The sequence below is a fragment of the Caballeronia sp. SL2Y3 genome (assembly GCF_022879575.1).
In the GTDB taxonomy this organism is placed as follows: Bacteria; Pseudomonadota; Gammaproteobacteria; order Burkholderiales; family Burkholderiaceae; genus Caballeronia.
The window spans coordinates 753152-780069 of the sequence record NZ_CP084261.1; the positions used below are offsets into that span (position 1 = coordinate 753152).

Genomic DNA, 26918 nt, shown 5'->3' on the forward strand with positions numbered 1-26918 from the left:
CAGCGTCTTGCGCTTACTTCAATGCGTCCGCGTATTGCGCAATCTCGGCTTCCGTCATGCCGGATTTTTGCGCCGATTCGCGAATCTGCTTCCACGTCGTCGGGTCGATCGGCACGCCGTTCGCGCCGCGTTCCGCGCGACGCGCTTCTTCCGGCTCGCCCGGCGCGTAGATCGCATCGACGCCCTCGGCGCGCGGCGACGCCTTCATCCATTCGAGGAAGGCTTCCGCTTCGGCCTGCGCGGCGGGCGCGTCGAAGGCGTTCGGATCGAGAATGACCGACGTCATGCAGTTGTAGATGGCGCTCGACTTCTCCAGCGTGCTTTCGTGCGTCGTGTAGCCGCCTGACAGCGCGCCGCCGAAAATCTCGCACAGCGCGGCCAGTCCCGAACCCTTGTGCAGGCCGAACGCCGTCAGCGTGCCGAACGGCTCCTCGTGCATGACTTTCGGCTCCACGGTCGGGCGGCCTTCGTGGTCGAGCAGCATGCCCGGCGCGACCTTCACGCCTTTGTTATACGCGACGCGCGTCTTGCCGTAAGCGATGCCCGCCGTCGCGAAGTCCAGCACGAGCGGGTTCTTGCCGTCGCGCGGATACCCGGCGCAGAACGGGTTCGTGCCGAAGCGCCGGTCGATGCCGCCGAACGGCGCGACGAGCGGATCGCCCGCTACGTTCACGAAGTGGAACGACACGAAGCCCGCTTTCGCGCATTGCTCGGCCCAGTGGCCGATGCGCCCGATGTGGTGCGCGTTGCGCAGCCCCACCGCGCACACGCCGAACTTCTTCGCGCGCTCGATGCCGTGTTCCATCGCCTCGTACGCGACGACCTGGCCGAAGCCCTTGCGGCCATCGACGGTCAGCACCGCGCCGGCGTCGCGGACGATCTCGGCGTGCGTGTTCAGCTGCAATTGTCCGTCGGCGAGCGACGACGTGTAGCGCGGAATCATGCCGACGCCGTGCGAATCGTGGCCCGACAGATTGGCCATCACCAGGTGATCGGCCACGAGTTCCGCCTCGCGCGCCGCGCTGCCGGCGTGTTCCCAGATGGCGCGGACGTAGGCATGCAAGGTGTCGGCGGCGATGCGCTGCTCTTTTACTGCGGTTTGGCTCGTTTCGTTCATTGCGACTCTCGTCTCCAAAGTCGATTGCTGACGCGTCGTCTCTACGTGCGACGCGGGGCCTTCTACTTTACAGACGATCAACTGGCCTGACCAGTTTCATTTTCAGCCAAACCAAAGAAAACGCCCGCAAGCGCGGGCGTCAGTCGGACAACCGTGGAAAAAGCTCAGGGCGCAGCCGCAATCACTTCCGCCACTGCCGCCGTCAGCTTGCGGGCATACGGCACATGAAGGAATTCGTTGGGTCCGTGCGCATTCGATTTCGGCCCGAGCAGGCCGCACACCATGAACTGCGAGCGCGGGAAGCCTTCCTTCAGCGTATTCATCAGCGGAATGGTGCCGCCCTGACCGATATACGCGACGTCCGCGCCGAAGTGCCGGCGCGACGCGTCGTTCAGCGACGACGCGAGCCACGGCGCGAGGTCCGGCGCGCTCCATCCCGTGGCCGCGCCCGCTTCCGGTTTGAAGGTGACCTTCGCGTTGTACGGCGGATCGAATTCGAGCAGGGACTTCAACTGCGCGACCGCCTCCGTCGCCTCGACGAGCGGCGGCAGGCGCAGCGACAGCTTGAACGCGGTGCGCGGCGCGAGCACGTTGCCGGCGTCCGCGAGCGGCGGCAGGCCGGCTGCGCCGGTCACGGTCAGCGACGGCCGCCACGTCGAGTTCAGCAACGCTTCCTTCGGATCGGTGGTGGTCGGAAGCACGCTGCCTCCGTCCTGACCGCAGCTCCACGGCAGCTTCTTCCAGACATCGTCGCCGAGAATCTGCGCCGTGGCTTCCGCTTCGCGCAGGCGTTGCGCCGGAATTCCGCAGTGGAAGTCTTTCGGCAGCAGATTGCCGGTGGCGGCGTCCTCCAAGCGCTCGAACAGTTGCCGCATGATGCGAAACGTCGACGGCGCAATGCCGCCGTAGCCGCCCGAATGCAAGCCTTCTTCGAGGACCTGCACTTCGAGGTCGCCCGCGACGAGCCCGCGCAGCGACGTGGTCAGCCAGAGTTGATCGTAATTGCCCGCGCCCGAATCGAGACAGATCACGAGTCCGACGTCGCCGAGCCTGTCGCGCAGCGCGTCGATGTACGGCAGCAAGTCGTAGCTGCCCGACTCCTCGCACGTCTCGATGATGCCGACGCAGCGCGGCCGCTCGACGCCCTGCGCGTCCAGCGCCGCGAGCGCGGTGATGCTGGCGTAGGTCGCGTAGCCGTCGTCCGCGCCGCCGCGTCCGTAGAGCTTCCCGTCTTCGAGCTTCGGGGTCCACGGACCCAGATCGCTGCGCCAGCCTTCGAACTCCGGCTGCTTATCCAGATGGCCGTACAGCACGACCGTTTCGGTGCTGCCCGAGCGCGTGGCAGGGGCTTCGAAGAAAATCACCGGCGTGCGCCCGGTCAGCCGCACGATCTCGACTGTCAAGCCCTTGACCGGCTGCGCCTTCACCCAGTCGACGGCGTCCGTGACCACGCGCTCGATGAAGCCGTGGCGGGCCCAGTCGACGTCGAACATCGGGCTCTTGGCGGGAACGGCGATGTAATCGGTGAGCGCCGGAACGATCTCGTCGTTCCATTTGCGGTCGACGAATGCTTGCAGCGCGGACGCGTCGAGCCGGACTGCTTCTTCTTGCGGTGTGCTGTCGCCAGTAGCCATGACGGAGTTTCCATGCGGGCAAACCTCCATCATAGACGGGAAACTTCCGGCTCGCGAAGCCTCGCGCGAGGTCAGCTCAACGCGCGCCGGTGACGACGACTCGCGTGAGCGCCGGATCGGCTTCGATCGCTTCGTCGGTGAACGGGAACCGCTGCCAGTGCTTCGCCGCGAACAGACGCGTGGCGTCGCCCGAGCGAGGCGAAGCGGGATCGTCCGATTCCGACGGCGCGAGCATGGTGTCCGCCTCGACGCCCGCCGCGCCGTCGGCCGTGAACGTGACGACCTGCATGTAGCTGTCGCCGTGGCCGTTCGCGTCCATCGAATAACCCTTCGGGTCCAACGGACGCCCCGCGCAGACGACCGTGAAGTAGCCTGCGTCGTCGCAGCCGCCATAGAGCGGCACGTTCGCGCCGTTGCGCGTCGTGTGGAGCAGGTCGCCACGTCGCGAATCCAGCGCGAAACCGTTGAGCCGCAGCGAGAGCGCCGCGCCGCCGAGCGCCTGCCGCAACTCTTGCACGACTTCCGTGTTGTCCGCCTTCAGGCCGCTCGGCGTCGCGAGCGGGCGCGCCGCGTCGAAGCGCGTCGCGGCCAGCGTCTCGGGCGCGAGCTTCGTGACGCGCCGCCAGAACTCGTCCCACAGATTCGCGCCGCGGGCGTCGATATCGGCCGTGCCGTTCCAGCTGCGCAGCACGTCGCAGGCGTCGTTGAGCGCGCTCGTCGCGTCGCCGGGCGTGCAGACGGCGTCGAGTACCGGCTGACGATACAACTGCTCGGACAGCGAGTGCGTCTCCAGCACGGCCTGCTCGACCGCGCCCCGCGTCACGCCGCCGGGGTCGCGCTGCAGCCGCGCCGCGAGCAGATGCCCGTAGCGGGTGCGCATGGACTGCTCGTAGCGCGTGGCGCCGAGCACGCGCGCGTAGCCCGTGAGCGGGACGTTCGCGTTCGTGAGCCAGTAGCTGTCGTTGAAATTGCCGACGTAATCGCCACGAAGCATGCTGGGTAATTGCGCAACCGGGAGCGTGCCCGGCTGCGCGCCCGGCGTCGCGTTCGAGGGATCCGTACGCCATGTGCAGGCGGTTTTCGAGCCGTCGAGGACCGGCACGCCCGGCATCCGGCTCGCCATGGCGCGGCCCGTCGGCGTCGTGCAGGCGTCGGCGAGCGCATCGGGCACGCCGGGAATCGGGCCGATATCCGCGAACCACGCGCGCGGGTCGCCCCGGCCGATGGCGAACGTGTTGGCCCACGGAATCGCCTTATACCGCTTCTGTATCGCGATGAAATCGTCGAGCGAACGAGCCTGGTCCCACGCGAAGAAGTTTTCGAAGCTGCGCACGTTGTCCGCGTTGACGTCGGCGAACGCGTAGGCGCGCTGCGCGTTCCAGCCGAGGCCGGCGTTCATGGCCGACAGATCGACGACCGGACCGAAGCGCGTGCGATACAGCGTGCGCGAGACCGATTCGAGCGAGCCGTCCGCGCGGCGCACGCGCACCGTGAGCGGCACGGGTGTCATCGGCTGGCTCGCGCCGTCGAAGAGGTAATGCGTCGGGTTGGCGGGATCGAGCGTCATTTCGAAGAGGCCGAAGCGGCGGCCCGTCGAAACGGTATGCGTCCACGCGATGTTCTCGTTGAAGCCGAGCACGACGAGCGGCATGCCGAGAAACGACACGCCCGCCACGTTCAGGCGGCCGGGAATGGTCAGTTGCGCCTGATAAAAGCGGTCCGGGCCTTGCCAGGACCAGTGCGGATTGCCGAAAAGGATGCTGCGCTTGTCACGCGTGATCGGCGCGCCGAACGCGAGCGCGTTGCTGCCGAGGCCGGGCATGTCGCCGACGGCGTCGCGCTGCTCTCTCATATCGAGCGACGCGGCCGGCGGCTGCGCGCCTGGCTTTGGCGGGTGCGCCGCCGCGATGGCCTGCACGAAACGCGCCGATCCGCCCGCCAGATTCGCCGCGATCACTCGACGGTAGATGTCGTCCGGCGCGATGTCCTCGACCCACGGCTGGCTGCGGCAAGCGGCGTGCGCGCCGGGAAATTGTCCGGCCTTCAGATCGGCCAGATAATGGTTGTAGCCGGATGCGAAGCCGTCGACGAGATTGCGCAACTCGGGCGGCTGCGCGGCGCGATAACGGTCGACGGCGGCTTGATCGTCGACTAAGCGGAAGAAGAAATCGGCGTCCAGATTGCGCGGCTGGCCGAACGTCGATCCGCTCGGCAGGCGGGCGTCCGCGCCGAAGTACGCGGACCGCTCGCCGCGATAGGTCACGAAGCCATCGGCGAGCGTACAGAGCGTGTCTTGCGCCTGCGCGTAGCCGTAGCCGAAACCGAGGCTGCCCCAGTCGGCGGCGCGCACGTGCGCAATGCCGGACTGCGTGCGGCGGATTTCGGCGCTGTACGGCGTGTCCTTGCCCGGCGCGGCGCGCGCCCGGTCGGACGCATCCTGCGACGAGGCGCAGCCGGCGAGCATCGCGCTCAATAGCGCGCCGAAGATCGCGAGCCTGATGGTCTGATTCATCGAGGGAGTCCTTCGGTCCAGTCGAGTGGGTCGGATGCCGCAACTGCGTTCGCGACGTTCGCGGCAGTATCGCATTGAGCGCATGATGAACCCGCCAAAAGTTAGCCGTTGCGTTAGCACCTCAGTCGGGGTGCTTGCGGACGCATGGCTTGCGCTTGCCTCGGACGAACCGGCGGTCCAAGCTCAACTGTCGGCCTGCCAAAACGTGGCGGCCTGCGAACGCAGCCGCCAGTCGCGCCCGATGAACCGCCATCCACGCTCAATGCACAATCAAGATCCCGACGCTCCCGCAGACGACCCGCGCCCCACTCCGCCCGAGCGCCCCGCCCCGGGCGATTGCTGCCAGAGCGGCTGCAATCCTTGCGTGTTCGACATCTATCAGGCGGCGCTCGAACGCTATGAGGCGCAACTGCGCGAGTGGGAAGCGCGGCACGCGCGACCATAGCCCGCCGTTTGTGCGCAGCGCCGCGGCGGGCGCTATGCTTGTCGCCCATAACAACTCGGGCCGCAACGGTCCGCATCACGTCAAGGAGCGCAAGACCATGTCCCTCTCGATGTATCGCGCGTCGATTCCGGTGTTCATCCGCGGGCTGGAAGTCTGCTCGTCGCTATTGGAGAAAGGCGCCGCCTTCGCCGATGAAAAAGGCCTCGCCCACGCCGATGTCATCGCCGCGCGGCTCGCGCCCGACATGCTGCCGCTCGCCGCGCAGATTCAGCGCGCGAGCGATACCGCGAAGCTCTCGGCGCAGCGTCTTTCCGGCGTCGATGCGCCGAAGTTCGAGGACAACGAGGACAGCTTCGCGGCGTTGCAGGAACGCATCGCGAAGACGATCGCGTACTTGAAGAGCATTCAGGAAGCGGCGATGGAAGGCAGCGAGACGCGCACCGTCACGCTCAAATTTCCGGACTTTTCGCCGTCGTTTTCGGGCGTCGATTATCTGTTCGGCTTCGGGTTGCCGAACTTCTATTTTCATGTCGCGACGACTCACGACATCTTGCGCCACCTGGGCGCGCCGATCGGCAAGCGGGATTATCTGGGGCCGCTGAAGTGAGGTCCGCGTAGCGGCAAGTCGCGCCCGCTACGGACGCACACGCCGACGCGATAGACGCCGGCGCAATTGTCGAGTTGAGAGTTGAGCGATCAGCGAAACGGCCGGCTCAAAGGAGCCGGCCCTAGCCGCAGCTTCAAGCCGCTCGCTTCGCCGCGATCTGCTTGCGCCAGCCGGCCAGAATGCGCCGCGCGAGCGCGTCGTAGTCGCCGCCGAAGTGATGATCGCCCGGCAGCTTTACCACGTCGATGCCCGTCTTCGTCAGCGCCGGGCACAGCGTATCGTCTTCTTTTTCGCCATAGATGCACTGGACCATCGCGGGCGGCAGTTGCGCGAGTTCCGGCTTCACCTTGAGCGCCTTATCGCTCGCCTTCATGCCGAGCCAGCCCGTGACGCGAATCTGGAAATCCGCCTCGGGCGCGAAGCCCATCAACGAGATATACGAAACCTGGCGCCGCACGTCGTCGGGCAGACGGTTGTACGCGAACGGCATCACGTCCGCGCCGAACGAGTAGCCGACGAGCGCCACGTGGCTCGTATGCCAGCGCGCGCTGTACGTGCGGACCACGCGGGCAATATCCGCCGCCGTGCGCTGCGGCGACTTCTCGCTCCAGAAATAGCGCAGCGAATCAATGCCGATCACCGACACGCCGTCGCGCTGAAGCGCGAGCGCCATCGTCTTGTCGAGGTCGCGCCAGCCGCCGTCGCCGGAAATCACGATGGCGAGCAAGTCCGTCGGCTGCGACGCGCGCAGTTCGATGAGCGGCAGATCGGACACGTCGTTCGCAGCGGGCGCTTCGGGTTTGATGAGATGCGGCGCGGTCATCGCGACGAGCGCGTCGGCCTTCGTGCGGCCGGGCTGCCACGCGGCGCGCTCCATGAAGCCCGGCAAGCCCTTCATGTGGATGATGGTCGGGTCGGGCGGGCACGGCTTGAAGCGCGCGTCGAGCGTGGCCTCCGGCGCGAGCGACACCGCGCCCGCCACCGTGTTGTCCGGCGCCTGGCGGAGCGCGTGTTCCGCGACGGTCGCGCCCTGGCCCGCACCGGCGAAGATCGGCGAGAAATAGCGGCTCGTCTGTACCGTGCGTTCGAGCTGATGGCTCATGTCCTCCGCATCGCCGACGAGGTTATGACACGTCTCCTTCTTCTCGGCGGCAAGGCGCGCGGCGTAGCGCGGCGTATCGACGCCGACGACCATCGCGCCCTTGGCCGCGAGTGCATCGGCGGCTTGCTGGTCCGACTCGCTCCAGCCGCTCTTTTCGGACAACAGCACGACGAAGCCCGTCATCGCGCCGGCCGGTTTCGTCACCGTGACCTGCCCGTAGCGGCCGCCCGAAACGGTGTTCGCGTGCGCCGCGCCGATCAGGGAGACGCCGCAGACGGCGGCCGCCGCGAGCGCCGCCAGTTTCTTGCCAGACTTGTTCATGAACGCCAGCCTCCCGCCAGCAACGAGAGGTCCGCCAAAGTGAAAAACACACTGACCGAACCGGACGCCGCGAGATAACGCGGCTCCCAGTGCGGCTGAAACTTGCTCTTGAACCCGCGCAGGCCGCGGAAGTTGTAGAAGCGTCCGCCGAAGCGCCATACGAGCCCCGCCAGCCGATGCCAGTGCGATGCGAGCGGCGTCGGCTCCATGCCGGACAACGGCGCGATGCCGAGCGACAGCGATTTGAACCCCGCCTCTTTCAGATGCAGCGCGAGCTTGGTGAAGAGGTACTCCATCGCATACGACGAGGCTTCCGCCACGTGACGCATCACGCCGACGGTCGCTTCGGTGTTGAGGTCCGTCGTCATGAACGTGACGAACGCCACCGGCACGCCCTGCTGACGCACGAGCAGCACAGACTGCGCGGCGAGATATTCCTCGTTGAACGCCGCCACCGAGAAGCTCTTTTCACGCGCCGAGCGGCTTTCGAGCCAGTCGTCGGAAATCTCGCGCAGCATCGGCATGCTTGCCGCGATGCGGTCGGGGCCGATCAGTTCCGTGTCGAAGCCGTCGCGTTCGCCGCGCTTCAACGCGTAGCGCAAATGCGCGCGGTGCGATCCTTTCAGATCGAACTCGGACAGCGCGACGTGCGCTTCCTCGCCGAGCTTCATCAGCGTGAGACCGGCGTCGAGATAGAGCGGCAGCGCGTCCGCGCGCACCTGATAGAACGCGGCGCGGCCGTTGTGCGAATGCGCGAGTTCCACGAAACGGCGGATCAGCCCCGCCCACTCGCTGCGCGGGCCGACCGGATCGTGCAGCGCGGCCCACGTGCGGCCGTGCTTCGCGTACATGAGAAACGCCTCACGCGACTCGGAGAACAGAAAGCTCTTGTCGCCCATCATCGCGAGGCCGGCGTCGCTGCGCTCCTGCGCGCGGAAAATGCGCGCGGCGTCCGCCAGATCCTGCGGTGCGGGCATTTCGAAGCGGCCCGCCGCCGGGCGCAGCAACTGCCAGACGGCGAACGCGCACGCGAACACGCCCGCGGCGAGCGTCGCGCGCAGCGCACGCGGCGCGCGCTCGTCGAAGGCGAATTGCCACCAGAGGTCCGTGTTGTACGGCACGTCGCGGAAGGCGAAGAACATGATCCATACCGCGACCGCCATCACCATGCCGACGGAAACGAGCCACGTCGCCGTGAATCGCTCGGCGAACAGCGACGCGCGGCGATTGAAGCGCTCGCGCGTCAAGACGAGCAGCGCGATGAGAAACGCGAGAACGCCCGCTTCGATGAATGCCAGGCCCTTCGCCAGCGACAGTGCGAAGTTCGCGACCGCGAGAATCAGCGCGACCCACCACGCGGCGTCGAGCCGGCGCATGAGGCCGCGCGCGACGAAAAGCAGCATGACGCCCATCACGCTGCCGAGCAGTTGCGAGCTTTCCAGCACCCACAGCGGAATGACGGTCTGCAAGAGCGCGATGCGCATCTTGAACGCGGGCGTCGCGCCGGAGATGACGAGCATCGACCCGGCCGCGAACGCGACGATCGCGAGGAACAACGGCGCGAGCGACGACACGCGGCGCGGATGCAGGAACGAGAAGCGGCCTTTCAGCGCCCGGCCTTCGAACGCGGCCATCACGGCGGCCGAAAGAATCAGCGGCAGGCCGAAATAAATCGCGCGATAAGCGAGGAGCGCGGCGAGCACGTCCGGCGTCGCGACATTGCCGCCGAGCGCGAAGACCATTGCCGCTTCGAACACGCCGACGCCGCCCGGCGTATGGCCGATCATGCCGAGCAGCATGGCCGTCGAAAACACCGTCATGAATTCGCCGAAGCCGACGTGCGCGCCCGGCAGCATCGCCCAGAGCGCGAGTCCTGCGCCGAGTACGTCGACGACGGCGAGCGCCGTTTGCGCGATGAAGTCGCGGCGCGTCGGCACCGTGAACGCGAGCCACGTCCAGCGCGAACGCAGCGTGCGCTGCTCGCTGCCGCAGAAGAAGAGCATCGCGACGAACACCGCGAGCAGCGCCGCGCCGAGCACGCGCAGTATCGCGGGCGAAAGGTGCAGCATGTTCGCCACCGTGCCCGCCGAGCACAGCATGCCGAGCGCCGCCATGAACGCGAGCGAGAGCGCGAGCGTGACGCCCGTGAAGATGGACAGCCGGCCGACCTGCGCGGGCGTCACTTCCGCCGCGCCGTAGACGCGGCAGCGCACCGCCCCGCCCGTCAGCGCGCCGAAGCCCGTGACGTTGCCGAGCGCCGAGCCGACCGTCGCGCCCACCCACAGCAGCGAACGCGGCACGGCAACGCCGATGTGCCGCAAGCCGACGGCATCGCGGCCGACGAGCGCGGCAAAGCTCAGCGCGGTGGCGAACAGCGCCGCGCCCCAGGCTTGCAGCGAGAGCAGCCGCAGCGAGCGCACGACGGACTTGTAATCGACCGTATGCGACAAATGCTGGAACACGACGAGGAGCAGCGCGCACACCATAACCGTGAGCGCGGGCGCGGCGAACCGTTGGAGATCGAGACGCGCGACGCAAGAGCGTCCGAACGTGCGAATGGCGCGAAGCGAGGTGAACGACTTTCTGCGAGACATGCGTTTTCTGGACTTGCTCGCGCCGCGATCCGGCGGTGACACTGCCGGACAGCGGCGCAAATCGTTGTTATCGGGGCGGCGCATGATGCACAGTGGGCGCGCCGCGTCGGTATTCGCCTGCGGCTCGCCATACAAAACGGTTTGCGCGTAAGAAACGCCTGTATAACGGCCACGGTTGACCCAACTTGACCGATATTCGGGAAAGCGCCGGGAGCGAAGGCTGCTTCAATACGAGCGCGCCGTGCATCATCGGCGAGAAGACTAAGCGGATAACACCACCAAAGGCATCAGAAATATGAGAAAAAGTGTCACAAGCACGCTGGCAGTCTGTTTCGCGCTGGCGCTCAACGGCTGCGTCAGCACCGACGACGCGCTGCTGAAAACCGTGCCGATCGGCTCGGGCGCGTCGACGCTCGCGACGTTGGATTTCACGAAGTGCGTCAAGGCGCGATGGACGCCCATCGCGCCGCGCGTGCGGGAATATGGCCTCGGCCCCGATTCGCTCGCGGTATCGGTTCCGGGACAGGGCGGCTCATCGGCCATTTTGGTGGTCGCGCAGCCGGCGGCGTACGGCACCGGCTACACGATCTACGGCGACAGCGCGGCGAGCAGCCGCTACGTCACGGCGGCGCACGCCTGCGACTGAAGCGCGCCGCGTATTACGACGGCTTGCCGTTGCGCATGTCGACGCTGGCGAGATGCGTGCCGACGATGCGCCCGATCAGATAGCCGTCGGACGCGCACGCGTTGGTGCGCTCCTTGCCGTCCCACTGGATCTTGTACTGCTCGTCTTGCGAGTGGATGGCGGACGGGTCGAACTTGCCGAGCTTGCTCTTGAGCGCCTTGGCGCCGTTCTCGCGCACGGCCTCGCCGACGAGCCGGTTCCACGTCAGCGCATAGCCGTAGCGCACGCCGTCCGCGAAGGCGGCGTTGTCGCAAACTTGCGCGGGCGGCGTGGTCTTGACGGTCACGCGATACCCGTTCGCCGCGCCGATCACGATGCGCTGTTCCGTCGGCCCCGAAGGCTGCGCGGCGGCCTTAGCCGCTGCCGCTGCGGAAGCCGCCTGCGCGGCTTGCGCCGCCGAGGCAGCCGCGGCCGCGTCCGCGCTTTTCTGCTGATCGGGAAGCGGCGCGCACGCAGCGAGCGCGACCGCCGTTGCCAGCGCGAATGCCGCGCTGACGCCTTTCGTTCCGTAAGTCATCGACCTGCTGTTCACCTGCGCGTTTCCCATCTCAAAATAAACCGGGCTCTACCTTACCATTCCGGTGCCAATCCTCGGAGTTTTGAGAAAAGGGGACGCGGCGTGCGCGCGACGCCGCCGTGCCGCGAAGAACGGCTCAGGACGCCGACGACGTGTTGCCCATCGGCATTTCGATGCCCCGCCGCGCCATTTCCACGATCAGGAAGGTTCGGCGCGTGACATGAAAGCGCGCGAGCAGGTCGCTCGAATATTCCTTGGCCGTGTTCTCGCTGATGTTCATCTTGCGCGCGATGGCCTTGTTCGACAGCCCTTGCAGCAGATAGCGCAGCGTTTCGGTCAGGCGCGGCGGAAGATCGAGCGATTCGATGGTGACGCCCGCATGCGTCGAGACCGGCTTCGGGCTATGGCCGCCCTTGCCGAGCACCGTGTTAGGCAGATAGACGCGCCCGTTGAGAATGGTCTTCAGGGCTTCGCGAAACACGCTCGCGCCCTGCTCGCTGCCCTTCGAGATGAAACCGCACGCGCCGTTTCGAATGCATTCGAGCACGGTATCGCGGTCGTCCTGAGCGGACAGCATGATGGTCTGAACCTCGCGCTCCTCCTCGCGTATCCAGTTGAGCAGGTCCATGCCGGTGGCCGGGCCGCGCAAGTGATAGTCGAGAAACATCAGATCGTACGAATTTGCCGAGAGCTTCGCTTTCGCCTGCTCGAATCCATCGGCTTCGTCGATCTCGAGCAAGGGCTCGTTCGCGAGGATCAGCGTTTTCATCGCGCTGCGCGTGAGCCCTTCGTCCTCTACCAGCAATACTGTTTTGAAATAGCCGTTTTCCATTGCGAGTCCCCGAGAACGCTTCCGATATTACGCGCGCCTGTCGCCGATCGAACCCCTCCATTCGAAGGGATACATTCGGCGGTCTCCCAAAATCTTCGCCGTTCCCCGCCGCCGCCGGGTGTCGGGCGGCGCTCGGCCGACCGACACTCGACGCATCCGTCACGAAGTGGAGAACGCGATGCCACCCCGCTCATCCGATAACGAAAGCGAATTCGCCCTGTGGCGCATCAAGCGCGCGCGGCCGGGCGACTCCGCGCGGCGCGTGCTGATCGCGCACAAGGACAAGTCCATCGCGGAGTCGCTCGCGGTGCAGCTTCGGCTGAAGGGCTTGCAGGTCATCCACGCGCAGGATCTGGCGTCGGTGCGCGCGCTGCTGCATAGCTGGCAGCCGCAGGCGCTCGTGCTCGACACGGCCCTGGACAGCGATTCCGGCTATGTCTTCATTCGCACGCTGCGCATGGACGCGGACGTGACGGGGCGTTTGCTCGTAGCGATGAGCAACGTGTGGCCCGCCGATCCGGTGCAGCAGCTGAAGGACGCAGGTTTCGACGCGCATTGCAGGCGTCCGTGTTCGACCTGGCGCATCGTCGATTTGGTCGATGCGTTCTTTACCGCGCCGCTCGCGCGGTGAGCGGCGGCCTCATGACGAGTGTCGCGGACACTTCGCTTCCCGGCGCAATGACGACGACGCCCGTTCCACCGAACCCTTGCGCGTCGAGATTGAAGCCGTCGCTGACATGGGATACCGGCTCCACGCACAGGTACCCGCCGCCTGCCGGGCAATGCACGACCACATGCCTCAGCGCGCCGTCCGCTTCGAGCGCGAGCGTGCGGCCATCGGCATAGAGAAGCGTGGCGCGGCCGTCCCAGCCGCTGAGATACCGCGTATAGCCGTCCGACTCTTTCACATGACGGCGCGGCGGATGCTCGTCCGACGGTCCCAGCGCGATCTCGGCTTCGTGACGCCAGAGCGTCGCGGCATTCAGTTCGGCTTCGAGCGCCGCGAAGTACGGATGAAAACCGAAGCCCGCCGGCATCGGACGTGGCGAGCGGTTGATGACGCGCATCGACAATCGTGCGCCTTCGGCGGTCGCGCGAATCGTCTGGATCGCCTCGAACGCCCACGGCCAGCCGTGCTCGCCCTCGCGATGCGTGTAACGCAGTTCGATGCAATCGGCATCGTGACGCGCGACGCGCCATGCCGCGTACTGGCCGAAGCCATGCAGCGCGTGCGCCATGCCGGGGAACGTTGCAAGCGTCACGCGCTCGCCGCCGGGCGCGGGAAACTGCGCATTCCGCACGCGGTTCGAGAACGGCACGAGCGGATAGCTGCCGCCCTTCGGCCACGCGTCGCACGGCCAGCTCGACGCCGTTATCGGCACGAGCCAGTCATGTGCGCCGGCTTCGTCGTGCGTCGTGAAGCGCGTGATGCGCCCGCCAGAGGCCGGCGCCACCTCGATCACATGCGGGCCGTTCGCCACGCGAAGGCGCGGCTCGGCGTGCAACTCGACGACTGGTCGCATCGGCATCGGCTCAGAAGACGTCACTGCCGCTGTTCCTTCACGCGCGAGACCAGCTGCGTCGGACTCACGAATTGCAGCGCGATCAACACCCAGACGAGCGTGATGGCCATGTAGATCATCGCCATTGCGTCGATGGATTGCGGCGCGCGCACGCCCGTCGAAAACACCGCGTAGTACAGCGCGACGACGAGCGTCTGGGTCGTCGGCCCGGCGGTGAAGAACGTCAGCTCGAACATGCCGATGGTCCGCACCAGCACCAGCAGCCCCGCCGCGAGCATGCCCGGCACCAGCAGCGGCAACAGCACGTAGCGGAAATAGCGCACCGTGTTCGCGCCGAAAATGCGCGCGGCGGATTCCAGATTCGGATCGATCTGCTCGATGAACGGCGTCATCACCAGAATCACGAACGGCAGCGCAGGCACCAGATTCGCGAGAATCACGCCGGTCAGCGTGCCCGCGAGATGGAACTTGTACATGACCGTCGCCATCGGGATGCCGTAGGTCACGGGCGGGACCATCAGCGGCAGCAGGAACACGAGCATCGCGAAGCGCTTGCCGGGAAACTGCACGCGCGCGAGCGCATACGCCGCCGGCACGCCGAGCACGATGGACAGCAGCACCACCGCGCCCACCACTTCGAGCGTGACGAGCAGCACGCTCGACAACTGGAAGTCGCTCCACGCCTGCGCGTACCAGTGCAGCGTGAAGCCCTGCGGCAGCAGCGTGCCGAACCAGCGCGTCGCGACGGAGTTCACCGCGACCGTCGCGATGAGAACCAGGACGTTGAGCAGGAAGAAGCCCATCGTGACCCAGACGAACGCCTTCCACATCCTGTCGCGCAGGCTCGCTTGCTGTTTCATGTTCTTGCCGGAGCGTTGAGTCGGCGCGGGGGCCTGCCAGGCGGGCGCCGCGCGGTTGTCGGTTGCCATTATCCCTTCCCTCCGCTCACCGGGCCGGTGTAAAAGAAGCGGCGCGCGCCGAGCATGCCGCCCACGACCAGCAATTGCACGAAGCCCATCACGATCGCGATCGTCGATGCCAGCGAATAGTCGTAGCTTTCGAACGCGGCCTCGGACGCGGCAATCGAGATCACGCGCGTGGGACCCGCCGGCGCGCCGAGCAGCACCGCCGACGGAAACACCGAAAACGCCTGCACGAACGAAAGGCACGCAGTCATCGTGAGGCCGGGCAGCAAAAGCGGCAGATAGATCTGCCGAAACTGCTGCCACGGACTCGCGCCGAGCGTCGCGGCGGCGCGCGCGAGCGTCGGGTCGATACCCGTGACGTAGGAAAGCGTCAGCAGAAACGCGAACGGAAAGCCCGACACGATCAGCGAAATAAGCACGCCCCAGTAGTTATGCGTGAGCCGCACTTCGTCGCCATAGAGATGCAGCGCCTGAACCGCCTGCGGGAACCAGCCGTTCGGGCTGAAGTACGTGAGCATGCCGTCGGCGATCAAGACGGTGCCGAGCGTCACCGGAATGACGAGCAGCGTGGTCACGAACTTCTGATACGGCGACGAACGCCGCAACGCGAACGCGACCGGCACCGAAACGCCGACGTTGATGATCGTCGCGGGCACGGCGAGCTTCAGCGTGACGATGATCGTCGGCCACATCGACGTATCGGTGAAAAACGACACGTAGTTCGCCCAGGCGCCGCCGCCGTTCATCGGATTGAACGACAGCATCAGCCCGTACGCGAACGGATAGATGAACAGCGCGATGATGAAGACGAGCGCCGGCGCGACGAGCCAGCCCTTCGGGTCGCGCTGCGCGGGAAGCGCGATCATTTTTCTTCTCCGTACACGAGCGCCTTCGCGGGCGACACGCGCAGCACGATGCGCTCGCCTTCCGCGCATTCGCCCGCAATGCGCGCCCACAGCTTGCCGAATGCCGTATTCACCCGGATAAGCGAATCGCGGCCGCCGTACTCGACGGTCTCGACGTGCGCATCGAACGCGTTCTGATCGCCGGGCGCGGCGCGTTCCATGTCTTCGGGACGCAACGCGACGCTCACGTTCTTGCTGTCGAAGCCTTCCATCGGCGTGCCGAAGAGACGCACGCCGTTCGCGCTCACGGCAACCGTGTCGCCCTGCGTGCCTTCCAACGTGAACGGCGCGACATTGCGAAAGCCCATGAAACGCGCGACATGCAGGTTCTTCGGCCGCGAATAGACTTCCTTCGGCGGCGCGACTTGCTGCACGACGCCCTCCTTCATCACGACGATGCGATCCGCCATCGAAAGCGCTTCGTCCTGATCGTGCGTAACGTAGATGGTCGCGCGCTCCAGCTTGCCGTGAATGCGGCGGATTTCGGCGCGCATTTCGATGCGCAGCTTCGTGTCGAGATTCGAGAGCGGCTCGTCCATCAACACGAGCGGCGGCTCGATGACGATTGCCCGCGCAATCGCCACGCGCTGTTGCTGGCCGCCCGAAAGCTGGCCGGGGAGCTTGGCGTCGTGGCCCGTGAGCTGCACGAGTTGCAGTGCCGCTTTCGCGCGCTTGACCGCTTCCGCTTTCGACACGCCGCGCATCTTGAGTCCGAACCCGACGTTATCCAGCACGGACATGTGCGGAAAGAGCGCGTAGTTCTGAAACACCATGCCGAAGCCGCGCTTCTCGGGCGGCAGAACGTCGATGCGCTTGTCGTCGAGCCAGATGCCGCCGCCCGTCAGCGGCTGCAATCCGGCGATGCAGTTCAGCGCGGTGGATTTGCCGCAGCCCGACGGCCCGAGCAGCGCGATGAACTCGCCGCGCTGGATGTTGAGATCGAGGCCCTTGAGCGCGGCGAGCTGATGCCCCTGCGCGTTGGTGAAGCTGCGCGAGACCGAGTCGAGGCGCAACTGCTCAAAAGTGTGCTTCATGGCGATTTCCCGTTGCGCGAGCGGCGACGCACCCGAAGGAGCGCCGCCGCTCAAAGCCCTGCGAGTGCGATGTGCTTACTTCGTCTTCTGCGCGCCGATCTCGCGGTCCCATTTCTGGAACGCGGCGACCATCGCCTGCGCATTCAGCGGCACGACGTGCGGCCTGTCAGCCAGCAGCTTCGCGTACTCGGGGCGGCCGAACTTCTGAATCACTTCCTGGCTCTTCGCGGGCGCGGCGGACAGCGGCACGTCCTTGACTGCCGGGCCGGGATAGAAATAGCCGTCGTCGTAAGTCAGCGCCTGTTGCGCGGGCTCCAGCATGAAGTTCATCAGCTTGTAGAGCACGTCGAGCTTTTCTTTCGGCACGCCCTGCGGAATGACCATGTAGTGGGCGTCATTCACCCACGTCATGTTGTCGAACGCCTGCACCTTGAATTCGGCCGGCACGATGCCGAGCGCGCGCGGATTGATGTCCCAGCCGGTCACGGTGACGGTCATGTCACGCGTGCCTTCGCCCAGTTCCTTCATCACGGCCGACGTGCCGCCCGGGTAGTAAGGAATGCAGTCGTTCAGCTGCTTCAGGAACGCCCAGGTCTTGTCCCAGCCGTTGACCGGGTCCATCGGATTCTTGTCGCCGAGCACGTACGGCAGGCCCATGAGGAAAGTGCGCCCCGGACCGGAATTGGCCGGACGCGCATAGATCAGCTTGTTGGGATGCGCCTTGCACCACGCGAGCAACTGATCCGGCGTCTTTGGCGGATCGCTGACCTTGGCCGGGTTGTATTCGAGCAGCGGGCCGGCGGGCATGTACGTCACTTCGAGACCGTAGCCCTGCGCGATGTCCTGCATCTTGCGCGGACCGGGCGCGTACTTGTCCAGCACGCCGGGGAACACGGCGGCGTGCTCGGGCAGCAGCTTTTCCCACAGGCCCTGCTGGATGCCGGCGGCGAGCGCATCTGTGCCGGTTACGACGAGGTCGATGTCTGAGCGGCCTGCCGCCTGCATCGCCTTGATCTTGCCCGGCAGTTGCGGCGCGGGCGCGTTGGTGAACGTGATGCTGGACACGAGATCCGGGTACTTCGCCTTGAACGCTTCGAAGCCCTTCTGCGTCAGTTGAAGATTGCCCGCGACGTCCACGATATTGATCGCCACCGGGTCCGCCGCCTGCGCCGCGCTCGTCGCGAACGCCGCGCTCACGGCGACGCACAGCGCCGCCAGTTTCACTGACAGTCCTGCCTTGAAAGCCATGTTGTCTCCTCACTTCTCTCGCAACCGCTATTGGGACGAGGTCCGGTCGCTTGTCGATTCAGTCGATTCTGTCGATGAATTCGATCGCCGGCCTGTTCGTACTTCGTTCTGGTCGTGCTCGGTGCGCTGGCTCTTGGTCTGTCGGTCGGCGCCCTCGCGTCGTTATTAGCTCACGAAGCAGCAAAATAGCCAACCGAATCATCGTATGTCAAGCAAATCGGCGGCGGCTTTCCCTGTTTCCTTGCAGCGTAGAAAGGGAGTTTCATGCGTTGTGGCGCGGCGTTGCGGCCGACTGTCGGGATATACCCGGAGCGCGCCGTTACCCGGCTTGTTTTACTTCTTTTACCCCCGCGTTTCCTGCAAGGGTGCGGTCGAATGCCAGGAGAGCCCGCGCTTCGCGCTCGACGGCGGGCAGAGCATGTTCAGGCGTTGCGGAAAGCAGCGGCAGAATCGGACCCATGTCCGCGATGCCTGAAAGCGTAACGGCGTCGTGAAGCACGCGAATCAGCGAGATATCGTCGCGCAGTGTTTCGAGCGGAAGAAAGCGGTCGTAGAGACGCTGCGCTTCGTCCATCTCTCCGGACTTCGCGGCGCGCAGCAGCGCCATCAAGGCGTGCGGAGCGATGCACCCCGAGCCGGTCGTCCAGGCGGCGAGGCCGAAGTCGCGCGTGTGCACCAGCGCGGGCCGCTCGCCCATGCCGGATATCACTTGCGACGCCGGCACGCTGTTAAGAAGCCGCCGCAGGAAAGGATCGTCGGACGGGTCGGGACGCACGATCGCATATTTGACGGCGAGCAGCGTGCCGTCGGCGACGAGCGCCGCAAGGGTATCGACGTCGATGTAGTCCTCGCTCTTGATGTAGAGCGTGAACGGCATGCCGGCGACATCCGTCAGCCGCCTAAGGCCGGTGGCGACGCCTTGCGGCGTCGTGAATCCCGCGAGCGGCAGGACCATCGCGGTGCGGTAGTCGGTCTGCGCCAGAATGCGCGCCTGATCGAGCATCTTCCCGTAATCGGGACCTATCGCCGGGATCACGCGCGTTTGCGGCCCGGCGATTTGCGCGAGCATGTCGAGCAGTTCACGATATTCGCTCACCGCGACGTGATAGAGGTTGGCGTTGCCGCCATACAGCAGAGTGCGCACGCCGCCGGCTTCGACGTGGGCCACCAGCGCGCGGTTCTGCGCTTCGTCGAGCGTATAGTCGGCTCGCCGCGCAAGGGGCGGTACTGCCATGACGCTTTGGGAGAATTCGCTGACCGTGATGGGTTCGACTTTCATGAGTGACGCCTGGCATGGCATGGGCTGACCGTGCGTGGAAGCTAGCAAGGCGTCCCCAAGTTGTCAAACAACTTCCAGGCGAAGGAGCTGTTAATCAGCGTTTCCCCGGATGCGACTACGAGAGTCGTATGACATCTAGTTGCCGAACATGCGCTCCAGCGCGCCGGCAAGATGTGTTTTCATCGCCTGACCGGCGCGCACGGAATCGCGCGCGCGAATGGCATCGAGAATATCTCGGTGTTCTCGCTGCACGAGCCGCTGCCGTTCGAGCGTCTTCACAAGCGACAGATTCCGCGAGAGATTCATGCTGAAGACGACCTGCTCTTCGATGAACGAAATCGCGCTGATGAAGAACTGGTTCTTCGATGCGCGGGCCACCGCGAGATGGAACGCGAAGTCATCGCTCGCGCCGATGCCCTGCTGCGCTTCCACCACGCGCTCCAGTTGATTCCACGCTTGCTCGATGGCGCGCAGATCGTCGTCATCGGCTTTCTGCGCCGCGAGTTCCGCCGCGCCCGCCTCCGTGACGATGCGAAATTCATAGCAGCGGCGAATGTCGGAGAGCGTCTCGAGCGGGGCGAAGCGCCGCACGTCAGGATCTGGACGGCGGCCGACTGTCGTGCCCGAACCGCGCCGCGTCACGATGATGCCGTCCGCGCGCAGACGCGCCAGCGCCTCGCGCACGGTCGGCCGCGAAGTAGCGAAGCGGTCCGCGAGCGCGTGCTCGGTCATGAGCCGGTCGCCTTCCTTGAACTCGCCTTCGATGATGCTGTTGAGAATGTCGCTGTAGATGCGGTCGGCTAGGCCGGGCGACTTACGCTCGTTCATGTTCACGCTGGACAGGCTTGTCAGGGTAGACGACGATTGTAAGGCAGATTTTCCGGCATTTGGCTACCGCGTCGTTGGCATTGAACCGGGCGGAGCACCCGAGACTCGCGGGCGCCCGCCGTATCTCCAAGCTGTCTCAGCGCGACCGTTAAAGCGAAAGCAGCCTGCGCGCCTCCTTCGCGCTCGCCACCGGACGCCCATACTCCGCGCACAACGACGCCACGCGGCTCACCAGTTGCGCATTGCTTTTCGCGAGCGTGTCCTTGTCCCAGCGGACGTTGTCTTCGAGACCGGTCCGGCAGTGGCCACCCATCTGCAGCGTCCAGTGGTTCACTTCCAGTTGATGCCGACCGATGCCCGCCGCCACCCACGTCGCGTCGGGCAAATGCTTCCTCAGTTGCTCGACTTCGAATTCGAGAATCTCGCGCCGCGCCGGCAATGCGTTTTTCACGCCGAGCACGAACTGCACGTGAACCGGCCTCTTGAGCAAGCCTTGATTCACCAGATCGACCGTGCTGTACAGCATCGCCAGATCGAAGACTTCGATCTCAGGCTTCACGTTGTGATCGAGCATGAGTTGCGCGAGCGAGCGCACGAAGTCAGGCGGGTTCTCGTACACGATCGTCGGAAAGTTCACCGAACCCGTGGCGAGCGACGCCATGTCCGGCTTCAGGTCCAGCATCGCGCCGCGCTGCTCGAACGATCGTCCGCGGCCGCCCGTCGAAAACTGAACGATGATGTCCGGGCAATGCTTGCGGATGCCGTCTTGCAGTTCTTCGAAGCGATGCCGGTCCGAACTCGACCGCTCTTCTTCGTCGCGCACATGCAGATGCACGAGCGTTGCGCCGGCTTCGTACGCCTCGTGGGTGCTTTCTATCTGCTCGGCAATGGTGATGGGGACCGCCGGGTTGTCCTTCTTGCGCGGCACCGACCCCGTAATGGCGACGGAAATGATGCACGGTTCGTTGGTAGTGGCTTGCGTCACGCTTGTCTCCTGTCCGGGGTATCCCCGATTTCGCCGCGAAAACGTCTAGCGTCGCCCGGCCGCGTCGGCGAGCAACTTGCCGAGCTGTTCGTCCGTCAGCGCGGGCATGATGTCGAGCGTGAACAGATCGGACCATTCGTACGCCCATCGCGCGACCGGTTCTATGTCGTCGCTTTCTGCCACGCCGAAGCCGCGTATCGACCCGATGCCGTGCCAGCGCCCGAGCAATCGGACGCCGTCCGGCGGCGCGCCGGCGTTCTGAAGAAACCGCTCCGCTGCCCGGTCGCGGACTTCGGGCAGCGCGGTCCAACTGACGATGAACAACATGGCTCGGCCCTCCTTCTGACGATTGCCACGCGACGAACATAATGCGCCAGCGTGGTCCATTCAGTATAGAAGCCGTGGATGCGTCATCGCAGGCTTGAGCGCAAGCATCGGTCCCGCGTCCGCGCGTTCGCATGGCGTCGGCGAAATGCACTATGCTCAGTGCATCGCGCTCAACGCACGACGACCATCGGCGCGGCCATGACCGGCTGCGCATACATGACGCGCACGGGCGGGCGCGTACACGCGCACGGGCGGCGGGGGCGGCGGCGCGACCACTGCAACCGGCGGCATGACGGGCACAACGGGCACCGCGACGACCGTACGTGCGGGCACATAGTAGTAAGGCGGCGCGGGCGGCGCGTAGTAGTAGACCGGACGCGGCGGCGGCGCATAGACCACGGCCGGCGCGACATAGGAGACCTGAACGGCCGTTCCCGCCGACGCGCTCTGCGTGCAGGTCAACGTGAAAGCGGCGGCGGCGGAAAGACTGAGCAGACGGATGTTCATCGTGATGTCCTTTCGTATCGATGGTTTGAATCGCTGAGTTGAATCGCTGAGTTGAATCGCTAAAGGCGCGACCCGACGAACGATAGCCAAAGGAGAAACGAAAGCGTTAGCGGCAACTTGTGTCGCCGCATGTCGGCGCGGTGAATGACTGTGGACCACGAAATATCTCGACATGATTCGTAGCGCCGCTGTCATTGCCTTCGATGCGCGCCTCAATAAAAATCTCTGTCACCGATTACTTCGCTTTGCATCTCGAGAAGGAGAACGTCGTGCAGAAGATTGCCGCTTCAATTGCCTCATTGGCCACATGCCTAGCCCTTCTTTCCGCTCCCGCGTTCGCGCAGACCGCGACGCAGCCGATGGGCGTCTCCCCGCGCGTCGAACGCGGCATGCAGATGCTGCAAACGCGCTTCGCGCAAGCGAACGTCACGCACGACGGCAAGCTCACGCGCGATCAGGCATCCACCGGCATGCCGATGGTCGCCAAGCACTTCGACGAGATCGACACGCAGAAAATCGGCTACGTGACGCTGCCGCAGATCGAAGCCTTCATGCGCGAGCACGCCGCGCAGCGCTGACCGGGGCCACGTCATGGAAACCGCGCCGAAGATCATCGTGCTCGATGACGAAGCGGAACTGCGCAACATGCTTCAGCGGTTTCTCACGTCGCAAGGCTTCGCTGTGCGCGTCGTGGAAAACGGCAAGCGCCTCGACCGTTATCTTCAGCGCGAACCGTACGACCTGCTCGTGCTCGACTGGATGATGGAACCGGAAGACGGCCTCTCCGTGTGCCGCCGCTTGCGCGCCGAAGGCCATACGCTGCCCATTCTCATGCTCACCGCGAAGGGCGATCCGGTCGACAAAGTGGTCGGGCTCGAAACCGGCGCGGACGACTATCTGGCCAAGCCGTTCCTGCCGCAAGAACTCGTCGCCCGCGTGCGCGCGCTGCTGCGCCGGCAGAAAATCGCAGCAGGCGATCCGACGCTGACCACGCAAGTCATCCGCTTCGGCGACTTCCGGCTGGATCTCGGCAAGCAACGCCTGTTTCGCGGCGGCGAGCCGTTCGAGATGCACTCGGCGCAGATGCAGTTGCTCAACGCGCTCGGATCGTCGCCGAATCGCGCGGTGAGCCGCGATAATCTCATCGCCCGAACGCGCGGCCGTGAGCACGACGCGCTCGATCGCAGCATCGACGTGCAGGTGCTGCGCCTGCGTCAGCTGATCGAGGACGACCCGGCCAAGCCGCGCTTCATCAAGACCGTGTGGGGCGTAGGCTACATGCTGCTCGCGGATATCGAGCCGTGAGCCTCGCGCCGCGCTCGCTTTTCGCGCGCAACGTGCTGCTGCTGGTCGCGCTCGTCGCGGTGAGTCAGGTCTGCGCGCTCGCCGTGCTCTTGCACTTCATCCAGACGCCGCGCATCGAGCGGGCCGCCGCGACGTTCGCCAGTTACATCGAGACGCTCGACACGGTGCTGCGCGACATGCCCGCCGGCACGACGCGTCTCGACGCCCGCGCGGATTTGCCATCGAGCGCGAACACGGAGCCGCCCCGCTCGTGGCTGCGCTTTTATCGGACGTATCAGCGCGATACGTTCGTCGAAAGCCTGCGTCGTCATCTGCCCGCTGACATTCTCGTGCGCTGGCAAAGCGCCGAGACTTCCGCCGATGCGCAGCAGCGCTTGTGGATTCGCGTGCATCTCGCAGGCGAGCCGCGCTGGATCGCGCTTCCCGTGCCGGAAGCCGCGCATGACGACGGGCTGACCACGACGCTCTTGCTGTCGCTCGGGCTCGGCACGCTCGCCATCGCGACGGCGTACGCGATTCAACGCCACCTGAACCGCCCCCTCGCCGATCTCGCCGATGCCGCGCGGCGCCTGTCCGCAGGCGGCGAGCCGGGCGTGTTGCCGACCGACGGCCCGACCGAAATCGCGCAAGTGAGCGCCGCGTTCAATCGCATGACAGCGGCGCTCGCCGAAGCCGAAGCCACGCGCGCGCTGATGCTCGCCGGCATCTCGCACGACATCCGCACGCCGATGACCAAGCTGCGCCTCGCCATGGCGATGTCCTCGGTGCCGTCGGTGGACGCATCGTTCGCGGCATCGGCGGAAGGCTATCTCGACCAGATTGACACGATCCTCCAGCAGTTCATGGACTACGCGGGCAGCGGCGCGAAAGAATCGCCGGTGGTCGGCGACATCAATGCGCTGGTCGCGAACCTCGCCGCGGATTTCGCAGGCCTCGGCCACGAGTTCGCGCTGTCGCTCGGGGACATACCGCCGTTCGCGTTCCGCCCCATCGGCATGATGCGCATGCTGATGAATCTGATGCAAAACGCGGTGCTGTATGGCGTCGTCGGGCTGGGCGTGCGCACATGGATGGACGAAGACAGACGCAACGTCTGCATCGTCGTCGAGGATCGCGGCAAGGGACTCGGCGCGCACGACGCAGAATCGCTCAAGCAGCCTTTCAAGCGCGGCGGCGGCGAAGGCCAGCCAAAGGGCACGGGCCTCGGGCTCGCCATTGTGGAGCGCATCGCGCGGCTGCACGGCGGCACGCTCGAACTGCGTCCGCGCGAAGGCGGCGGCGCACAGGCGCGGCTCGTCTTGCCGCTGGCGAATGCCGTTGCCAATTGATGCATTTCCGTTACGCGCGGCGTAGACCATACTGGAAGCGTGGAACCTGCAGGAGAACGGGCATGGCCATCGCCACCGATTCCGACAACGCGCGTCGGCCCGCCGCCCTGCACGTTCACTTCGACGAGACCGACGGCATCGCGTTTCCGACTCGTTCCGTCGTTCGCGGCGATGCGCTCTACTGCGCCGCCGAGCCGCTTCGGAGCCTCTATACGGTGCAGTCCGGCAGCTTCAAAAGCGTCGCCGTCTGCCTCGCCGCCGCCGACGACACCGCCCCGCGGACGCAGGTCACCGCTTTTCATTTGGCAGACGAAACGCTCGGGCTCGATGGCATTTGCACCGGATGTCATCAGAGCGATGCTGTGGCGCTGGAAGACAGCGTCGTGCGCATCATGCCGGTCGGCATTCTAGAACCGTTGTGCCGCGAATATGCGCGGATGCAGCACGCGCTGCTCGCCATCATGAGCGTGGAGATCGTGCGCGCCGCACGGCTCGCGCTAATGCTCGGCACCCTGCCCGCGCGCGAACGCGTCGGCGCATTTTTGCTCGATTTATCGTCACGGCTCGCTCCGGACGATTGCGCCGACATGCTGTTGCCCATGACGCGCGCCGATATAGCGAGCCATCTCGGACTGGAACTTGAAACGGTGAGCCGCGCGTTGTCGAAGCTGCAACGCGAGCGCGCCATCGAACTCACCGGGCGGCGCTTGCATATTGTCGACCGGGCGCGACTAGCACACGTCTGACGATCGTTCGTTCTGCCGTCTATCTTTCGCGAAAGCCCGATTCCAGGCGCAAACCGGACGCAGTGGTGCACGGCGCACTCGTCTGGCGCTCGTCTGCAAGCCATATCCACGCGATGATGACGGTTGTCGTCAAAACGTCAACGGCCAGGACTATGCTTGAAGCACGCGCGCGATATGTCACGACATCGGCACCGGACTTGCTTTTCCTTCTCATCGCTCGTGAACCCAACGTCTCGCGCATAGTCGAACCGGATTCGAAGCTCCAGCGACGCAACCCACAACACGCCGCTAACGCAGTCAGCGTCCGTCCCGTCGAAACTCGTTTCATGGAGGATGGCATGCGTATTACCGTCAAGCTCGATGGTTTCGAGGGCGCGCCACCCGCCGCCTACGCCATCCTGTGGCTCGACAAGGAAACCCGCCGCTGGTCGCGCGAAGGCCATCAGTCGGTGGATGTGCCGGACTGGGGCGGGCTCGGTTCGGCGGCGGACGGCACGTTGATCTGCCATCCGCATGCGCAGCAGCCCGTCTGCAAGCTGGAAGAACTCGATGTCGAAGCGCCCGGCGGCCCGCCCGAAGGCGTCGCGGGGCGCGTGCTGTGGTTTGCCGAGGGCGCGCCGAACCCGCGCGTCGGCCGATGGCATGTGCAGTGCGTCGATCGCGCGCAAATCAAGGCCGAGCACAGCGTATTCGCAGACGACGAATACTTCTGACGCGGCGCGCGCGCGGTTCGCCAGAAGCGTCAGGCGTGGTCTTCGGGCATCGGCATCAAGAGGACCGCGAACGACGTGACGCCGATCAGAACCGCGAGCGCGCCGTAATCCAGCACGGCCTGCCTGTCGAAGACAAGGCCGTGCAACGCGACCATGATGCCCGCGAGCGCCACGAAAACCGCGATCGCCGCCGCGACGATACGCGCTTCGGCTTTGACCATCGTTTTCTCCATGCCGCCTCGTGCGGCTTCTTCATTCTTATGATGGTCGTTTGCAGCGAACCGCATTTGACTTGAATCAAGTCGCCCGTTGCGCGATCTGGTGTTTTCCCTTGCCCCATTTCGGACACGTATATTGGTAGTATCAGGAGCCGGCCGCTCGTATGAAAACGGCGGCAAACGGCGCGCTGCCGCGTGAAGGCGACGGTCATTGAATCGCGCCCGCGCTTGTCCGAATGAACCTGGGAGGCAAGATGAATCAATCAAAATTCAGCGATCCGTTCAGCCAGTTTGCCGCCATGTTCCAGCAGTACCAGCTACCTGGGTTCGACGTCACCGCCATCATGGAATCGCGGCGCAAGGACGTCGAGGCGCTCGCGGCGACCAATCGCGTCGCGTTCGGCGGTATCGAAGCGTTGCGCGACAAGCAGCTCGAAATACTGCGCCGCACGCTGGGCGATCTGGAGTCCATCGCGAAGCAGATCGCGTCGTCGTCGGGCAAGCCGCCGTTCAATGCGAACGAGGTCGTGCAGCGCGCGCTGCACAACGCGCTCGCCGACATGCAGGACATCGCGCGCACCACGCAGCAGACGCAGGCCGAAGCCTACGCGCTCGTGAGCAAGCGCATGGAGGAAGCGTTGCAGGAACTGAAGGCTGCGGTCGAGAAGCCGCAAAGCTGA

28 protein-coding genes are annotated in these 26918 nt (G+C 65.5%); 10 read left to right on the forward strand and 18 right to left on the reverse strand.

Annotation, left to right across the window (positions count from 1 at the left end):
* Positions 1–13 precede the first annotated feature (13 nt).
* The 3 genes from LDZ26_RS16770 to LDZ26_RS16780 all read right to left on the reverse strand — a co-directional run bounded on the left by LDZ26_RS16770 (position 14) and on the right by LDZ26_RS16780 (position 5263).
* Positions 14–1117, reverse strand: a complete 1104-nt coding sequence (locus tag LDZ26_RS16770; protein ID WP_244849292.1) for a malate/lactate/ureidoglycolate dehydrogenase — start codon at positions 1115–1117, stop codon at positions 14–16.
* A 164-nt stretch (positions 1118–1281) separates the two neighbouring features.
* Positions 1282–2751 carry a M20 family metallopeptidase gene (locus LDZ26_RS16775; RefSeq protein ID WP_244849294.1) on the reverse strand — a complete coding sequence of 490 codons (1470 nt, stop codon included), beginning with the start codon at positions 2749–2751 and terminating at the stop codon, positions 1282–1284.
* Between the two features lie 76 nt (positions 2752–2827).
* Positions 2828–5263 (reverse strand): penicillin acylase family protein, encoded by a 2436-nt coding sequence (locus tag LDZ26_RS16780; protein WP_244849295.1) that lies wholly within the window; start codon positions 5261–5263, stop codon positions 2828–2830.
* Between the two features lie 262 nt (positions 5264–5525).
* On the opposite strand from LDZ26_RS16780, the gene LDZ26_RS16785 reads away from it, so the two are divergent.
* Both LDZ26_RS16785 and LDZ26_RS16790 read left to right on the forward strand, forming a co-directional pair.
* Entirely contained in the window at positions 5526–5708 is a 183-nt protein-coding gene (locus LDZ26_RS16785) for an oxidoreductase-like domain-containing protein (protein ID WP_244849296.1), read from the forward strand.
* 97 nt (positions 5709–5805) lie between these two features.
* Complete coding sequence (locus LDZ26_RS16790; RefSeq protein ID WP_244850271.1) at positions 5806–6315, forward strand: DUF1993 family protein; 510 nt, start codon at positions 5806–5808, stop codon at positions 6313–6315.
* A gap of 133 nt (positions 6316–6448) precedes the next feature.
* Here LDZ26_RS16790 and LDZ26_RS16795 read toward each other — a convergent pair whose 3' ends face one another.
* On the reverse strand, positions 6449–7738 hold the full coding sequence (locus LDZ26_RS16795) for a virulence factor family protein (protein WP_244849297.1): 1290 nt from the start codon (positions 7736–7738) through the stop codon (positions 6449–6451).
* Positions 7735–10332: a bifunctional lysylphosphatidylglycerol flippase/synthetase MprF gene (mprF, locus tag LDZ26_RS16800; RefSeq protein WP_244849298.1), complete on the reverse strand. Its 2598-nt coding sequence runs from the start codon at positions 10330–10332 to the stop codon at positions 7735–7737. Before mprF ends, LDZ26_RS16795 begins: the two co-directional genes overlap by 4 nt.
* 295 nt (positions 10333–10627) lie before the next feature.
* Between mprF and LDZ26_RS16805 the strand changes: the two genes are divergently transcribed.
* Positions 10628–10978, forward strand: a complete 351-nt coding sequence (locus tag LDZ26_RS16805; RefSeq protein WP_244849299.1) for a hypothetical protein — start codon at positions 10628–10630, stop codon at positions 10976–10978.
* A gap of 13 nt (positions 10979–10991) precedes the next feature.
* Here LDZ26_RS16805 and LDZ26_RS16810 read toward each other — a convergent pair whose 3' ends face one another.
* Both LDZ26_RS16810 and LDZ26_RS16815 read right to left on the reverse strand, forming a co-directional pair.
* On the reverse strand, positions 10992–11534 hold the full coding sequence (locus LDZ26_RS16810; RefSeq protein ID WP_244849300.1) for a hypothetical protein: 543 nt from the start codon (positions 11532–11534) through the stop codon (positions 10992–10994).
* A gap of 136 nt (positions 11535–11670) precedes the next feature.
* Positions 11671–12366: a response regulator transcription factor gene (locus LDZ26_RS16815; protein WP_244849301.1), complete on the reverse strand. Its 696-nt coding sequence runs from the start codon at positions 12364–12366 to the stop codon at positions 11671–11673.
* Between the two features lie 178 nt (positions 12367–12544).
* Between LDZ26_RS16815 and LDZ26_RS16820 the strand changes: the two genes are divergently transcribed.
* On the forward strand, positions 12545–12997 hold the full coding sequence (locus LDZ26_RS16820) for a histidine kinase (protein WP_244849302.1): 453 nt from the start codon (positions 12545–12547) through the stop codon (positions 12995–12997).
* Here the strand turns inward: LDZ26_RS16820 and LDZ26_RS16825 are convergent.
* The 10 genes from LDZ26_RS16825 to LDZ26_RS16870 all read right to left on the reverse strand — a co-directional run bounded on the left by LDZ26_RS16825 (position 12975) and on the right by LDZ26_RS16870 (position 21928).
* Positions 12975–13913 (reverse strand): aldose epimerase, encoded by a 939-nt coding sequence (locus LDZ26_RS16825; protein WP_244849304.1) that lies wholly within the window; start codon positions 13911–13913, stop codon positions 12975–12977. The two genes, LDZ26_RS16820 and LDZ26_RS16825, sit on opposite strands and share 23 nt — an antisense overlap.
* Entirely contained in the window at positions 13910–14749 is an 840-nt protein-coding gene (locus tag LDZ26_RS16830) for an ABC transporter permease (RefSeq protein ID WP_370650734.1), read from the reverse strand. Before LDZ26_RS16830 ends, LDZ26_RS16825 begins: the two co-directional genes overlap by 4 nt.
* A gap of 68 nt (positions 14750–14817) precedes the next feature.
* Positions 14818–15681: an ABC transporter permease gene (locus LDZ26_RS16835; RefSeq protein ID WP_244849307.1), complete on the reverse strand. Its 864-nt coding sequence runs from the start codon at positions 15679–15681 to the stop codon at positions 14818–14820.
* A complete protein-coding gene (locus tag LDZ26_RS16840) occupies positions 15678–16754 on the reverse strand; it encodes an ABC transporter ATP-binding protein (protein WP_175941791.1) in 1077 nt (358 codons plus the stop codon). The genes LDZ26_RS16835 and LDZ26_RS16840 overlap by 4 nt, the downstream gene beginning before the upstream one ends.
* A gap of 75 nt (positions 16755–16829) precedes the next feature.
* Complete coding sequence (locus tag LDZ26_RS16845; RefSeq protein WP_244849308.1) at positions 16830–18002, reverse strand: extracellular solute-binding protein; 1173 nt, start codon at positions 18000–18002, stop codon at positions 16830–16832.
* Positions 18003–18321: 319 nt separating this feature from the next.
* Positions 18322–19281 (reverse strand): dihydrodipicolinate synthase family protein, encoded by a 960-nt coding sequence (locus LDZ26_RS16850; RefSeq protein ID WP_244849309.1) that lies wholly within the window; start codon positions 19279–19281, stop codon positions 18322–18324.
* A 135-nt stretch (positions 19282–19416) separates the two neighbouring features.
* Positions 19417–20109, reverse strand: a complete 693-nt coding sequence (locus LDZ26_RS16855; RefSeq protein WP_244849310.1) for a FadR/GntR family transcriptional regulator — start codon at positions 20107–20109, stop codon at positions 19417–19419.
* Positions 20110–20257: 148 nt separating this feature from the next.
* Positions 20258–21094: a 3-keto-5-aminohexanoate cleavage protein gene (locus tag LDZ26_RS16860; RefSeq protein ID WP_244849311.1), complete on the reverse strand. Its 837-nt coding sequence runs from the start codon at positions 21092–21094 to the stop codon at positions 20258–20260.
* Positions 21095–21139: 45 nt separating this feature from the next.
* Positions 21140–21421, reverse strand: a complete 282-nt coding sequence (locus LDZ26_RS16865; RefSeq protein ID WP_244849312.1) for a DUF3303 domain-containing protein — start codon at positions 21419–21421, stop codon at positions 21140–21142.
* A gap of 156 nt (positions 21422–21577) precedes the next feature.
* Positions 21578–21928, reverse strand: coding sequence for a hypothetical protein (locus LDZ26_RS16870; RefSeq protein ID WP_244849313.1), 351 nt, complete (start codon positions 21926–21928; stop codon positions 21578–21580).
* A gap of 278 nt (positions 21929–22206) precedes the next feature.
* Here LDZ26_RS16870 and LDZ26_RS16875 point away from each other — a divergent pair, with 278 nt between their 5' ends.
* The 5 genes from LDZ26_RS16875 (at position 22207) to LDZ26_RS16895 (ending at position 26020) form a co-directional block, all read left to right on the forward strand.
* Positions 22207–22506 carry an EF-hand domain-containing protein gene (locus tag LDZ26_RS16875; protein ID WP_244850273.1) on the forward strand — a complete coding sequence of 100 codons (300 nt, stop codon included), beginning with the start codon at positions 22207–22209 and terminating at the stop codon, positions 22504–22506.
* A 13-nt stretch (positions 22507–22519) separates the two neighbouring features.
* On the forward strand, positions 22520–23233 hold the full coding sequence (locus LDZ26_RS16880) for a response regulator (protein ID WP_244849314.1): 714 nt from the start codon (positions 22520–22522) through the stop codon (positions 23231–23233).
* Positions 23230–24561 (forward strand): ATP-binding protein, encoded by a 1332-nt coding sequence (locus LDZ26_RS16885; protein ID WP_244849315.1) that lies wholly within the window; start codon positions 23230–23232, stop codon positions 24559–24561. The genes LDZ26_RS16880 and LDZ26_RS16885 overlap by 4 nt, the downstream gene beginning before the upstream one ends.
* Positions 24561–25307 (forward strand): Crp/Fnr family transcriptional regulator, encoded by a 747-nt coding sequence (locus tag LDZ26_RS16890; protein ID WP_244849316.1) that lies wholly within the window; start codon positions 24561–24563, stop codon positions 25305–25307. Before LDZ26_RS16885 ends, LDZ26_RS16890 begins: the two co-directional genes overlap by 1 nt.
* Before the next feature lie 338 nt (positions 25308–25645).
* Complete coding sequence (locus LDZ26_RS16895) at positions 25646–26020, forward strand: DUF3564 family protein (protein ID WP_244849317.1); 375 nt, start codon at positions 25646–25648, stop codon at positions 26018–26020.
* 29 nt (positions 26021–26049) lie between these two features.
* Here LDZ26_RS16895 and LDZ26_RS16900 read toward each other — a convergent pair whose 3' ends face one another.
* Positions 26050–26241, reverse strand: a complete 192-nt coding sequence (locus LDZ26_RS16900) for a DUF2964 family protein (protein WP_244849318.1) — start codon at positions 26239–26241, stop codon at positions 26050–26052.
* 251 nt (positions 26242–26492) lie between these two features.
* On the opposite strand from LDZ26_RS16900, the gene LDZ26_RS16905 reads away from it, so the two are divergent.
* Positions 26493–26918, forward strand: a complete 426-nt coding sequence (locus tag LDZ26_RS16905; protein ID WP_175941815.1) for a phasin family protein — start codon at positions 26493–26495, stop codon at positions 26916–26918.